General features: G+C 46.8%; 14 protein-coding genes. All 14 read right to left on the bottom strand.

Features of this window, described 5'->3' with window-relative positions; translation table 11 throughout:
• Positions 1–58: 58 nt before the first annotated feature.
• Positions 59–1,456 (bottom strand): F0F1 ATP synthase subunit beta, encoded by a 1,398-nt coding sequence (atpD, locus tag G519_RS0116470; protein WP_029195658.1) that lies wholly within the window; start codon positions 1,454–1,456, stop codon positions 59–61.
• 48 nt (positions 1,457–1,504) lie between these two features.
• Positions 1,505–2,362, bottom strand: coding sequence for an ATP synthase F1 subunit gamma (gene atpG, locus G519_RS0116475; protein ID WP_029195659.1), 858 nt, complete (start codon positions 2,360–2,362; stop codon positions 1,505–1,507).
• A 126-nt stretch (positions 2,363–2,488) separates the two neighbouring features.
• Positions 2,489–4,003 carry a F0F1 ATP synthase subunit alpha gene (gene atpA, locus G519_RS0116480; protein ID WP_029195660.1) on the bottom strand — a complete coding sequence of 505 codons (1,515 nt, stop codon included), beginning with the start codon at positions 4,001–4,003 and terminating at the stop codon, positions 2,489–2,491.
• A 32-nt stretch (positions 4,004–4,035) separates the two neighbouring features.
• The gene (locus G519_RS0116485) at positions 4,036–4,569 is read right to left on the bottom strand and encodes a F0F1 ATP synthase subunit delta (protein ID WP_029195661.1); all 534 of its coding nucleotides are present in this window, start codon (positions 4,567–4,569) and stop codon (positions 4,036–4,038) included.
• Positions 4,566–5,051, bottom strand: a complete 486-nt coding sequence (gene atpF / locus G519_RS0116490; protein WP_029195662.1) for a F0F1 ATP synthase subunit B — start codon at positions 5,049–5,051, stop codon at positions 4,566–4,568. The genes G519_RS0116485 and atpF overlap by 4 nt, the downstream gene beginning before the upstream one ends.
• Positions 5,052–5,129: 78 nt before the next feature.
• A complete protein-coding gene (gene atpE / locus G519_RS0116495) occupies positions 5,130–5,354 on the bottom strand; it encodes a F0F1 ATP synthase subunit C (protein WP_028556930.1) in 225 nt (74 codons plus the stop codon).
• A 78-nt stretch (positions 5,355–5,432) separates the two neighbouring features.
• On the bottom strand, positions 5,433–6,140 hold the full coding sequence (atpB, locus tag G519_RS0116500) for a F0F1 ATP synthase subunit A (protein ID WP_307720119.1): 708 nt from the start codon (positions 6,138–6,140) through the stop codon (positions 5,433–5,435).
• 24 nt (positions 6,141–6,164) lie between these two features.
• Complete coding sequence (locus tag G519_RS0116505; RefSeq protein ID WP_029195664.1) at positions 6,165–6,545, bottom strand: ATP synthase subunit I; 381 nt, start codon at positions 6,543–6,545, stop codon at positions 6,165–6,167.
• Positions 6,545–6,766, bottom strand: a complete 222-nt coding sequence (locus G519_RS0116510; RefSeq protein WP_029195665.1) for an AtpZ/AtpI family protein — start codon at positions 6,764–6,766, stop codon at positions 6,545–6,547. Before G519_RS0116510 ends, G519_RS0116505 begins: the two co-directional genes overlap by 1 nt.
• 222 nt (positions 6,767–6,988) lie before the next feature.
• Positions 6,989–8,125, bottom strand: coding sequence for a non-hydrolyzing UDP-N-acetylglucosamine 2-epimerase (gene wecB, locus G519_RS0116515; RefSeq protein WP_029195666.1), 1,137 nt, complete (start codon positions 8,123–8,125; stop codon positions 6,989–6,991).
• 25 nt (positions 8,126–8,150) lie between these two features.
• Entirely contained in the window at positions 8,151–8,780 is a 630-nt protein-coding gene (gene upp / locus G519_RS0116520; protein WP_029195667.1) for a uracil phosphoribosyltransferase, read from the bottom strand.
• A 289-nt stretch (positions 8,781–9,069) separates the two neighbouring features.
• Positions 9,070–10,893, bottom strand: coding sequence for an ABC transporter substrate-binding protein (locus G519_RS0116525; protein ID WP_029195668.1), 1,824 nt, complete (start codon positions 10,891–10,893; stop codon positions 9,070–9,072).
• Positions 10,894–11,032: 139 nt separating this feature from the next.
• Entirely contained in the window at positions 11,033–12,283 is a 1,251-nt protein-coding gene (locus tag G519_RS0116530; RefSeq protein ID WP_029195669.1) for a serine hydroxymethyltransferase, read from the bottom strand.
• A gap of 59 nt (positions 12,284–12,342) precedes the next feature.
• Positions 12,343–12,948, bottom strand: coding sequence for a TIGR01440 family protein (locus tag G519_RS0116535; protein ID WP_029195670.1), 606 nt, complete (start codon positions 12,946–12,948; stop codon positions 12,343–12,345).
• Positions 12,949–12,988 lie beyond the last annotated feature (40 nt).

Here is a 12,988-nt window from a genome sequence, read left to right on the forward strand (position 1 = left end):
AGCGTTCTGCCAGGCAAAACTGGCTGCTCAGCATGATCTGCGCTGGGTTAGACCCAACTTACAGCGTTTTAGCTTTCTCGATAGCGTCCTCGATCGTGCCCACGTTGTGGAAGGCAACTTCAGGAAGATTGTCGTGCTTACCTTCAAGAACTTCTTTGAAGCTGCGCACGGTATCCTTCATTGGTACATACAAGCCTGGGAATCCGTTGAACGGTTCAGCAACATGAAGCGGCTGAGACAAGAACAGACGAAGACGACGCGCACGAGTTACGACCAATTTGTCCTCATCAGACAACTCATCCATACCCAAGATCGCGATAATATCCAAAAGCTCTTTGTAACGTTGAAGAATTTGTTTAACGCCTTGTGCTACTTTATAGTGCTCTTCGCCAACGATTTCTGGCGTCAAAACACGGGAAGATGAAGCAAGTGGATCTACCGCAGGGAAAATACCTGCAGCCGCGATGCTACGCTCCAAGTTCGTTGTTGCGTCCAAGTGAGCGAAAGCCGTTGCTGGAGCCGGATCCGTATAGTCATCGGCAGGAACGTAAATCGCTTGAATGGAAGTAACGGAACCTTTTTTCGTGGAGGTAATACGCTCTTGCAATTGACCCATTTCTGTAGCTAGGGTTGGTTGGTAACCTACCGCGGAAGGCATACGGCCTAACAAAGCGGAAACCTCGGAACCTGCTTGTGTGAAACGGAAGATGTTGTCGATGAAAAGAAGAACGTCTCTTCCTTCTTCGTCACGGAAATACTCAGCCATTGTCAAACCGGACAATGCAACACGAAGACGTGCGCCTGGAGGCTCATTCATTTGACCGAATACCATCGCTGTTTTTGCAATAACGCCGGAGTCTTTCATCTCGTGGTAAAGGTCATTACCTTCACGAGTACGCTCACCAACGCCCGCAAATACGGAGATACCCCCGTGCTCTTGTGCAATGTTGTGAATTAGCTCTTGCATTGTTACCGTTTTACCTACGCCGGCACCACCGAAGAGACCAATTTTACCACCTTTTGCATAAGGAGCCATCAAGTCAATAACTTTGATACCTGTTTCAAGAATCTCTGATTTTGTCGACAAGTTGTCGAAAGCAGGAGCTTCTTTGTGAATTGGGCTGCTTAATGTACGATCAACGTTCTCGTCACCATCAATTGGATCACCCAATACGTTAAATACACGCCCCAGTGTTGCTGCACCAACAGGTACAGTAATTGCTGCGCCAGTATCTGTTGCTACTGCGCCACGAACAAGTCCATCAGTCGAGGACATTGCTACGCAACGTACGAGGTTGTCACCAAGGTGAACAGCCGCTTCAACCGTCATAGTGGAAGTTTTTCCACTATCGGTTCTTTCAATTTTGATTGCATTCAGAATTTCAGGGAGTTGTCCGCGTTCGAACTCAATGTCGACGACAGGCCCTGTAATATTCACAACGCGCCCTTTGCTCATGGTTTCCCTCCTAAGTAAAGCTTGTGTCTCTCTAGAGACCGTTTATCGTTATGCGTTTGCGTTCGCTCCAGCGACGATTTCCGAAATTTCTTGCGTAATCGAAGCTTGACGCGCACGGTTGTACGCTAATGTGTAGCTGCTGATCATCTTCGTTGCATTCTTCGTTGCTGAGTTCATCGCTGTCATTCTCGCGCCAAACTCACTTGCTTTACCTTCCAGAACAGCACTGTAAATAAGCGTCTCAGCATATTTAGGGAGCAGTACTTCCAGAACGCCTTCCGGTGATGGTTCATACTCATAGCTAGCTGCAGCTACGCCGGATACATCTTCCATAGGAAGCAGACGAATCATGGTTGGAATTTGGGTAATCGCGTTTTGGAACTTATTGTAAATCAAGAACAGTTGGTCATACGTACCGTTAACGAAATTAGCGACCGCTGCAGTTGCAACAGGCTTAATATCCGAGAACTTCGGCGTATCCGGAACTCCGGTTACTTCCTCAACAATCGGAATATTGCGTTTCGAGAAGAAATTGCTTCCCTTACGTCCAATTACGAAGACGGAGTATTCAGCTGTTGATTTATGATTCTCACGAATCTCAGTCATTGCTTTACGCAACACGTTAGCGTTGTAACCGCCAGCGAGACCACGATCGGAAGTAATAACCAAATATGCTGTTTTCTTCACTTCACGTGATTGTAGCATAGGGTGCTTCACGCCTTTAGTGCCAGCTGCAATGCTTGCAACCACTTCCTTCAATTTCTCGGAGTACGGACGTGCCGCTTCCGCTGATTGCTGCGCTCTACGTAAGTTCGCTGCTGCAACCATTTCCATTGCTCTTGTGATTTGCTTCGTGCTTTGTGTGGATTTGATTTGGCGCTTAATCTCGCGCATTCCTTTTGCCATACCTGCTCACCTCTCTTTTGAGGCTTAGAAAAGCCTTCATTCGAAGACCTGAATTCAGGCGTCCGCCTGCCCAGGAGTCACATGGTAGCGAGAGCTTCATTTAACATGAAGCTCTGCCCTCATGATTTATTCAGAAACTGCAAAGCTCTTTTTAAATGTATTGATTGCATCAACCAATGCTTTATCGTTATCCGCAGTAATATCTTTCGTGTCACGAATGCTATGCAGAACTTCAGGACGGTTGGATTCCAAGAAAGCAATGAACTGAGCTTCAAAACGCGTTACATCTTGAACTGGAATATCATCCACATGACCTTTTACAACTGTGTAAAGGGAAGCAACTTGCTTTTCCAATGACATCGGTTGGTGAACGCCTTGTTTCAAGATTTCAAGCGTACGAACCCCACGATCCAAACGTGCTTTAGTCGCTCTATCAAGATCGGATCCGAATGCGGCAAACGCTGCAAGCTCACGATATTGAGCCAAGTCTACACGCAGTGTACCGGCAACTTTTTTCATCGCTTTCGTTTGAGCGGAGCCACCTACACGGGATACAGAGTTACCAACGTTAACCGCTGGACGCTGACCGGAGTAGAATAGGTCGGACTCAAGGAAGATTTGACCGTCCGTAATGGAAATTACGTTCGTTGGAATGTATGCGGAGATATCGCCCGCTTGTGTCTCGATGAATGGAAGTGCAGTAATCGAACCGCCGCCAAGCTCATCGTTCAATTTCGCAGCGCGCTCCAGCAAACGGGAGTGCAAGTAGAATACGTCCCCTGGGTAAGCTTCACGACCTGGTGGACGACGAAGCAAGAGGGACAACTCACGGTATGCGGCAGCTTGTTTGGACAAGTCATCGTATACGATAAGAACGTGCTCGCCTTTGTACATGAAGTACTCGGCCATAGCACAACCGGAGTATGGTGCTAACCATAGCATCGGTGAAGGCTCGGAAGCGGAAGCTGTTACAACGATTGTATAGTCAAGCGCGCCAGCAGCACGAAGGGTTTCAACAACACCTACGACTGTGGATTGTTTTTGACCGATAGCAACGTAGATACATTTCACGCCATTGCCTTTTTGGTTGATGATCGCATCGATCGCAATTGCTGTTTTACCTGTTTGACGGTCACCAATGATCAACTCACGTTGTCCACGGCCTACTGGTACCATTGCGTCAATCGCTTTAATTCCCGTTTGCATAGGCTCATGAACGGATTTACGCGCCATAACCCCTGGTGCCATGTTCTCTACAGGACGGAAAGCTGTTGTATTGATAGGACCTCTACCATCAACTGGTTGACCAAGTGCGTTTACTACACGGCCCAGAAGTTCTTCACCTACAGGAACCTCCATGATACGTCCAGTACGTTTAACTTGGTCGCCTTCACGGATATCTTTGTAAGGTCCAAGAATAACGATACCTACGTTGCTTTCCTCAAGGTTAAAGGCATAGCCAAGAACGCCGCTTGGGAACTCAAGCAGCTCGCCTGCCATAACGTTTTCCAAGCCGTGAGCACGAGCAATACCGTCACCTACTTGAATGACTGTACCTACATCAACTACTTGGATATCGGAACTATAGTTTTCAATCTGTTGTTTAATCAATGAGCTGATTTCTTCAGGTTTGATACTCAACGAACTTCACCCCTATTCTTACAGTGCTTATATTAAACTAACGCTTTGGCCAAACGATCAAGTTTGCCTGCCAAGCTTCCATCATATAAACGATCACCGATACGCACTTGAATGCCGCCGAGCAGCTTAGGCTCAACCACAGACGAAACACGGATCGTTTTACCTGTTACTTTACTGAAATGTGAAGCAATCTCAGCTTGCTGTGCATCCGAAAGTACGAATGCCGAGTATACCGTGGCACTCGCTTGACCGAGCGCTTCATTCGCAACCTTAGCATAGTCACTCGCCAAAGCGGAAAGAATCGACTGTCTACCTTTATCAATCAAGACAAGCAGTGTGTTCCACACCGGTTCGGAAACTTTGCCTTCGAAAATCTGCTTCAGCAGGTCCGTCTTAGCGGAATTCCCGATGTTCGGATGGTTCAGGAACTTCTGCAAGTCTGCATTGTCCCTAATCGCACTAGCTACAGATTTAAGCTCTTCTTCAACTAGGGAAATGATATTCTTTTCCTTCGCTACTTCGAATAAAGCTTTGGCATAACGCTTCGCTACGACGATGTCACTCATACGTTGCCTCCTACCTCTTTGAGGTAATGCTCAACAAGTTCTTCTTGTGACTTTTCATCGATTTGTTTCTCGATAATTTTGGATGCGATCAGAACGGACATCGCGCCTACTTGGCTGCGAAGAGCGGCAACCGCTTTATTCTTCTCATTTTCGATATCTTTCAGTGCTTCTTCTTTCAGGCGTGTTGCTTCTGCACTAGCTGCATGAATAATATCATCTGCTTGCTTGGAACCAGTATGCTTTGCTTGCTCAATAATATCGTAAGCTTCCTTACGAGTTTGTTGCAGCGCTTGCTTTTGTTCCTCTAACAGTTGTTCAGCTTGCTTACGGCTTGCTTCAGCTGTTTGTATTTGATCTTTAACCAATTGTCTGCGTTTTTCCATCATGCCAAACAGAGGACCGAACGCAAATTTGGAAAGCAACACATACAGAATCAAAAACGCGATAAGTTGTATAAAAAATGTGGACCATTCAATATGCAAGTAACGTCACTCCCTTCTGATAACGTGGGCAAAACGAAGGCGTGGTGGCGACTAAGGCCATCAACGCCAAACGATTTCTTAAGCTTTTCCCATAAAGATGAACGCAAGAACCAAAGCAACGACCGGCATTGCCTCTACTAGACCTACCCCGATAAACATTGTTGTTTGAAGCGTACCACGAAGTTCTGGTTGACGGGAAATACCTTCCAAAGCGCGACCTACGATCAAACCGTTACCAATACCTGCACCTAGTGCTCCCAAACCAAATACGATACCTGCTGCTACTAATGCTATTGCTCCCATTGATAAAATCCTCCCTTAAACTCTTAAGTTTGTTGTTTTTTATAAGTGACTCGAGACTTCCCGAGGTAAGTCTTACTCTTAATGCTGTTCTTCGTGAATTAACGTTTGCGAGATGTAAACCATTGTTAGCATTGTGAATACGAAGGCTTGAATTGCACCTACGAACACACTGAAGCCCTGCCATACGAAGAGAGGCGCAATTCCAAACCAACCAGCTCCTACAATGACAGATATCATAATTTCACCTGCATAAATATTACCGTAAAGACGGAAAGCGAGCGTAAGCGGCTTTGATACAACTTCAATCAAATGAAGGATCAACATTGCCCCTTTGAACTCAAAATAATGCGCGAAGTAATGCTTCGTATTACGTGTTATACCTAAGTAGTGACTCAGTACGATAACAATAACCGTAAGTGCTCCTGTTACAGCGATATCAGCGGTCGGTGATTTCCACCATGATACATGATCTTCAGTCACGATCGAGAACGGAAGGCCAAGCATGTTGCCGATAAAGATGTACATAATGAGCGTAAGACCAAGCGCGATAAAGCCTTTGCCATGCTTAGAACCAATCGTGCTTCCAATAATGCCTTCTACAAACTCAATCGTCCATTCCATAAAGTTTTGCAATTTCGAAGGATTCGTTACAGATGCTCGGCTGGCCCCTGCGATTGCAAGGATAAGCACGATTATGGTGGTAATTCCGATCATCATGAGTGCAGATGCGTCGAAGTGAATACCTAACCACTCAAATTCTGGTGCGTGATGTTCCATGTTTTCCATTTTCACCCCTTTCATCGAATGGAATTACTTCTTAGACTTCCTAATAGAAAGAATACCCAGTACGAGTGTTGCCAATTGAGCAAAAAAGTATCCAACGATCGTCGTGGGTAGCGCGATGTGTTCTGGATACCGGACGGCAACCAATCCTGCGAAACCAGCGATTGCTGCTCTTGTCAGAAAACCAAGGGTCACTTTGCGGCCCTTCTGCTCTATCGCAGCTGCTGCCAACTTGTTAATCTTCCAAGCTAGAAACCTTGCGTTCACCATACTCGCTAAAGAACCAAGCATGATCCCGGCAATGTAAACTCGGTAATCGACAAGTAGCGCCCATGCAGCCAAACAAAAGGATAAGAAAAAAAGAAACACATTTTGAACCGTTTTCAGAGTGGCTGAAAAGTCATCCATCAGAGCCCTCCGTACTGCTTTATCATGAAGTAAATGCTAATGATTCCGGTTACAAGCCCAAGCAAGAACCCGCCTAACAACCAGAACTGTCCTCCTAGTGTGTGACTCAACCAGTCGCCGAAGAAATAACCGGCTCCTAAACAAATTACGAGGTCAATACCAATTGCACTAGTTAGCGCTACTGCCCGCCAAGGATTATCATTGGGATTTGGCCGTTTCATCGCATCCTCCTGAGAGTTTTCCACATGGGAAAACCCGTCTCGCAGCATAGTGCTACGAATCCTCATTCATTGTATCGAAGCCATGCAAGGTTTGTCAATTGACATAACTTCACATGTCCCTTCGCGCAAAACCTGTCAGAGCCTTGCGGCTCTAAGGTTTGCGAGTTTCCAAACCGAACAGTGGAACTGTACGCTGTAGCGTTTGTCATGATTTTGTCACGGTTAGAAAGCTTCCGGACGCTCAGAGGTCCTGCCGAAGTGATAAAGTATCGCTTGCACGATGCGTTCAGACGATTTTCCATCCCCATAAGGGTTGGCGGCTTGACTCATTTTGTTGTATAAATCTGGATCGGTTAGAAGCGCGCGAGCACGCTCATAGACCACTTCTTCATCCGTTCCAACGAGTTCAAGCGTACCTGCCTGGATACCCTCAGGACGTTCTGTCGTATCGCGTAGAACTAGAACCGGCACACCAAATGAAGGCGCTTCTTCCTGAAGACCACCAGAGTCTGTCAGGATCATATGGGCATGCGGATAGAAGTTGTGGAACTCGAATACGTCAAAGGGGTCTACCAGCTTGATGCGTGGATGATTGCCCAGGATCTCATGTGCAGGTTCCTTGACTGCAGGACTTAGATGCACGGGATAAACGATCGCAATATCTTCAAACTCATCAGCAATACGTTTCACAGCACGGAAGATTTGACGGTGAGGCTCGCCTTGCGATTCACGGCGATGCGCCGTCATCAAGATCAGCTTACGGCCCGCTGCCCATTCCAATACAGGGTGTTCAAATTTCTCTTGTACCGTGTACTTAAACACATCCGTAACCGTATTCCCCGTCACATAAATCTGGGATTCAGATTTATTTTCTTTGCGCAGATTGTCGGCCGATTGCTGCGTTGGCGCAAAGTGTAAATCCGCTAGCACGCCCGTTAATTGACGGTTCATTTCCTCCGGGTAAGGAGACATTTTGTTCCACGTACGAAGACCTGCCTCGACATGTCCCACTTGAATTTGCTGCATGAATGCCGCATAGCTTGCAAGGAATGTTGTCAACGTATCGCCGTGCACGAGAATCAGGTCAGGCTTAGCTTCTTGGAAGACAGGCTCCAAGCCTTGCAGTACACGCATTGTAATCTCATTCAGCGTTTGACGGTCTTTCATGACATTTAAATCGAAATCCGGTTTAATTTTGAAAATGTCGAGCACCTGATCCAGCATTTGTCGATGCTGAGCTGTCACACAGACAAGGGACTCAATATGTTCAGGATGTTTCTCCAGCTCCAAAATAAGCGGAGCCATCTTAATCGCTTCGGGTCTTGTTCCGAAGATCGTAATGACTTTTAAACGTTTCATCGGTTTCTTCTCCCTTTAGAGCCAATTATTTAGTGCCGAACAGACGATCTCCCGCGTCACCAAGTCCCGGAACGATATAGCCGTGATCGTTCAGGTAGTCGTCAACGGCAGCTACGTAAATATCAACATCAGGATGCTCTTGTTGAACAGCTTTGATCCCTTCTGGCGCTGCAATTAAACACATCAGTTTCATTTGCGTACAGCCTCTGCGTTTCAGTACTTCAATCGCCATATTCGCGGATCCGCCTGTGGCCAGCATCGGGTCAATAACAATTAACTCCCGCTCCAGAACATCTGTAGGCAGCTTTACATAGTACTCGACAGGCTGAAGCGTGTCAGGATCACGGTAGAGACCAACATGTCCAACTTTGGCAGCCGGAATCAGCTTAAGAATCCCATCTACCATACCCAGACCAGCACGCAGGATTGGAATGAGTCCCAGCATTCTGCCCGAAATAATACGGCAATCTGCCGTAGTCACAGGCGTTTTCACCTGAACATGCTCAAGCGGAATATCTCGCGTAATCTCGTAGGCCATTAATGTCGCAACCTCGTCCACGAGATCTCGAAAATCCTTCGTTTTCGTATTCTCGTCCCGAATATAAGTTAGCTTATGTTGAATTAGCGGATGATCACAAATAAATAACTTCCCCATAATTTCCTCCTAAAAAGCTGCATTTTATATGTATTTCACAAAAAAATATCGTCATGGTACGACAAACCTCGTCCATTATATCATATGTTATCCAACTTATCCTCTGTAAAACCAAAGCTTCCGTGAAATTCCATTTCACACAAGGATAAACGACTTCGTCGTCCTTCAGGGACGAACGCGTTTGTCAAGGTAGATGCGAAGCAAAAGTATAAAACTTATACTTTCTTATCTACAGAAAAAACCACTAGGATTTTTCATCCGAGCGGTTTTCACCGTACATGATATCAGCTCAATCTACGATTTCGGGGCAGTACCAGATGCTCTTGAAATCAAACCAACCAATCGTGTTGAAAGAAATACCTTGAAGGTGCGGGCTGTAAACTAATTGTTGGGTTGTATGAACAAGAAATAAGACCGATTGGTTTTGCGATAATAATCCTTGCATGGAGCGGATTCGTTGTAAACGTATCTGACTGTCAGGCTCATCTTCGATTGAGGCAATTGTTTCATCGAACGTTCTGCGCTGCTCATCGGTCGCGTATACGCGCAGCGGCAAGTTGCCTATTTTGTACATCTCTATCAGACAACGGGCTTCATCGTCATCTGCGACAACCCCGCCGATAATGATATCTGCACACTGCATCCTATGCACCTTGGACATTTCTTCAAATGAATATTCCTGAAAAGCAACCTGAATTCCGATGTCTAGGCAGCGAGCATGAACCCATTCAGCTAAGGCACGGTTTTTTGGGGTGAAAATCATCGTTATCGGCTGGCCTTCATATCCGCATTGCCTTAATAATTCTCTAGCTCGTTCAGGCTGGTCATCTTCCGGCTGTTCGACTGGCGAATCGGACGGCAAGAAATCCGCGGCAGGTATTGCATTATATAGCCCCAGTTCCTTAATCATGCCGCTGCGGTTAAGAACTAATTGAAGCGCTTGGCGGAAATGGAGATCCTGCTGAGGCCCTTCCTTTCGTAAATTAAAGACCAGCATGTTTGAACCTAGCATCATGACTTCTTTTTTACACCAATGCGCCGGTGCCGGCTGTTTAGAGTGACTCAGCTTGCCCATTTGGAAATTCAGCTGCTGCCACCTTCGCTCACTCACCATTTCCGGAACGCAAAGCAGTTCAATACGATCCAGGTGGGCGGACTCCCGGTAATAATCCTCGAACGCTTCGAAAGTTACGCCTCCTTCATCATACCTCGTAATCCGGAACGGCCCCGTCCCGACAGGCAGCATGCCTGGATCGCTCACTTTCTGAGCGCTGTACACATCTGCCGGTACGATCGCGGCCTGATAGGAACTTACGTAATGTGGAAACATATAATTCGGCGCATTCAACTCGACTCTAACGGTCAGCCGATCCACTGCGCGAATTTCTTTTACGGATTCCAACAGCCATCGGTTTGGAGAATCTTCCGTGCCCAGCGTACGCACCCGATTAAGCGAAAAGACCGCATCTGCCGATGTCATCTCACGACCATGATGGAACCGCACACGCTTACGCAAATAAAACGTCCAGACCGTTGCATTCTCGTTGCATTCCCAGTCATGCGCTAAACCTGGCTCTAGGCAGCCGCATTCAGGACTAAAATACAGCAGCGTATCGAAAGCCTGTTTCACGAAATGTAGATCGCCAGAGAAGAGCACATCCACAGGGTCTAGGGTCAGAACTCTCATCTGCATCGGCAGTCGAAGAGTTTCAGGATCGCCGGACTCAAGGGTTCCTTTATACCCAAAATAACTCCCAAGCCAAGCTAAGAATCGATCCATGACTCCTGAATCCAATCCTTCTATTTGAAACAAACTCATCGCACTGTTCAAATTCCCCTGTTCAACAAGCATTTTCGCTTCCGTAAACAAAAGATCTTCGACGGAGGCTAGAAACCGGATTGTAGATCGATTTCCGCGCCCGCGACCCGGTGTCCAGGAAATCCACACCATCTCAATCATCTTGCGAATCAATATTTTCACATTGCGTTCCGTACAATACAGGTAACCGGCTATTTCTTCAACGGACACGGGCACATCCATATCGGTTTGTTGAAAATTGTGTACTCGCATGATTGCTGATTTCAACTGCACGTACTGTAAAACAAGCTGCATGGATGCAACCTCCTTTTACACGAATTACCAAGAAGTATAGGTCTGCCTCCCTGCTTTCGTCAACAGCCTTTAGACGGATAAAAGGGTAAAAAAAAGCCGACTCCAGAGAGCCGGCCTGAACTTTTATTTGAACAAGAAATTAATAAGTTAAACCAGGGTAAAGCGGATACTGCGCTGTCAGGTCTTTCACTAAACCGCGTGCTTTCTCAAGAACAGCTTCGTCTTTCGGATTTTTCAAGGTAAGCCCAATCACTTTCGCGATTGTTTTCATCGCTTCTTCATTCATACCACGGGATGTTACAGCCGGTGTACCTAGACGGATACCGCTAGTAATGAACGGACTTGTTGGGTCAAAAGGAATCGCGTTTTTGTTTGCTGTGATACCAATTTCGTCTAGAACGTGTTCAGCGTCTTTACCCGAAATGTTCAAGTTACGCAAATCGATCAGCATCAAGTGGTTATCTGTACCGCCGGAAACTAGGTTAATTCCTTCAGCTGTTAAAGCAGTCGCCAATGCTTGTGCATTGTTGATCACGTTTTGTCCGTATGTTTTGAAATCTGGTTGCAGAGCTTCACCGAAGGAAACCGCTTTTGCTGCGATCGTGTGCATCAAAGGACCGCCTTGGGTACCAGGGAAAACGGCTTTATCGATTGCTGCTGCCCAAGATTTGCGTGTAAGAATCATACCGCCGCGAGGACCGCGAAGCGTTTTGTGCGTTGTTGTCGTTACGAAATGTGCGTGCGGCACTGGGTTCGGATGCAGACCAGCAGCAACAAGACCTGCGATATGAGCCATATCAACGAAGAACAACGCGCCTACATCATTAGCTATGGAAGCCAATGCTTCGAAATCAATCGTGCGCGGGTAAGCACTTGCGCCAGCTACGAGCATGCGAGGCTTGTGTTTGAATGCAGCTTTACGAACATCGTCGTAATCAATGCGGAAATCTTTCTCGCTTACACCGTAAGCTACGAAGTTGTAGAGAATACCGGACGCATTCACGGGGCTACCGTGCGTTAAGTGACCACCATGTGCCAGGTTCATACCCAGTACCGTATCACCAGGGTTTAGAGCTGCCAAATACACTGCCATGTTGGCTTGTGCGCCGGAATGCGGTTGAACGTTCGCGTGCTCAGCACCGAAAAGTTCATTTGCACGATCCCGAGCGATATCTTCTACGATGTCTACGTGCTCGCAGCCGCCATAGTATCTTTTGCCTGGGTAGCCTTCTGCATATTTGTTCGTTAACACTGTACCCATAGCTTCAAGAACAGCTTGGCTAACGATGTTTTCAGATGCGATAAGCTCAATTTTGTCGCGTTGACGGGCAAGCTCAAGGTTCATAGCTGCTACAATTTTAGGATCTTGTTTACTCAAAAAGTTTGTCATATTAAAATTCCTCCTACAGGGTAGTCTTATCTGTTAAGTCTTATTCATTGAGGTAATGGCTAGCAATCCGCATCAGGTGCGGCTGTTTGATAGAGTTGTTCCGCTTCATCAGGCAGGTATACAGCTCTTGTACCGCCAATCAGCTTAGGCCGGGTAAAAGCCATCGTTACATAGGCATGGCCAATGTTACGTACTGGCGGCCTTGCTGGTACAGCAACTGGGCGCAAATGCATCCCAATGAGCGTGCTGCCAATATCGATTCCGGCATGTGCCTGAATCTTCTCGACAACGACCGGCTTCGCGAAATGGCGATACGCATAGGAGGCCATCGAGCCTCCGGCTCTTGGCACCGGAATGACAGAGACAGGCTCAAGCTGAGGCATACTCGCTAGCAGCTCTTCCTCAATAACGATCGCACGGTTCAAATGCTCGCAGCATTGAAAGGCTAAATGCAGTCCGAACTCGCGGCTTATTCCTTGCGCCGTTTCAAAAATCGGCTTGGCCGCATCCAGCGTCCCCGATGTACCGATCCTATGCCCGAGAATTTCACTCGTGCTCGTTCCGATAATCAGAATGTGACCTGATCTGAGATTGCCGACTTTGACCAATTCCCGAAGATTCGTTTCCATAGCCTCGGCAACATTAGATAGAATGGAATCTGTCATCGTGATCCCTCGTTTCTGGAATTTTCCGTTAGGAAATATT

It is taken from the genome of Paenibacillus alginolyticus DSM 5050 = NBRC 15375 (assembly GCF_000422905.1).
In the GTDB taxonomy this organism is placed as follows: Bacteria; Bacillota; Bacilli; order Paenibacillales; family NBRC-103111; genus Paenibacillus_E; species Paenibacillus_E alginolyticus.

Coding starts and splice junctions, on each gene's coding strand:
- G519_RS0116505 (WP_029195664.1), bottom strand. CDS start 6,545: ATGGATGACTTTTCAGCCACTCTGAAAACGGTTCAAAATGTGTTTCTT.
- G519_RS0116485 (WP_029195661.1), bottom strand. CDS start 4,569: ATGAGTGACATCGTCGTAGCGAAGCGTTATGCCAAAGCTTTATTCGAA.
- atpD (WP_029195658.1), bottom strand. CDS start 1,456: ATGAGCAAAGGGCGCGTTGTGAATATTACAGGGCCTGTCGTCGACATT.
- wecB (WP_029195666.1), bottom strand. CDS start 8,125: ATGAAACGTTTAAAAGTCATTACGATCTTCGGAACAAGACCCGAAGCG.
- G519_RS0116510 (WP_029195665.1), bottom strand. CDS start 6,766: ATGAAACGGCCAAATCCCAATGATAATCCTTGGCGGGCAGTAGCGCTA.
- atpB (WP_307720119.1), bottom strand. CDS start 6,140: ATGGAAAACATGGAACATCACGCACCAGAATTTGAGTGGTTAGGTATT.
- G519_RS0116525 (WP_029195668.1), bottom strand. CDS start 10,893: ATGCAGCTTGTTTTACAGTACGTGCAGTTGAAATCAGCAATCATGCGA.
- G519_RS0116535 (WP_029195670.1), bottom strand. CDS start 12,948: ATGACAGATTCCATTCTATCTAATGTTGCCGAGGCTATGGAAACGAAT.
- upp (WP_029195667.1), bottom strand. CDS start 8,780: ATGGGGAAGTTATTTATTTGTGATCATCCGCTAATTCAACATAAGCTA.
- atpE (WP_028556930.1), bottom strand. CDS start 5,354: ATGGGAGCAATAGCATTAGTAGCAGCAGGTATCGTATTTGGTTTGGGA.
- atpG (WP_029195659.1), bottom strand. CDS start 2,362: ATGGCAAAAGGAATGCGCGAGATTAAGCGCCAAATCAAATCCACACAA.
- G519_RS0116530 (WP_029195669.1), bottom strand. CDS start 12,283: ATGACAAACTTTTTGAGTAAACAAGATCCTAAAATTGTAGCAGCTATG.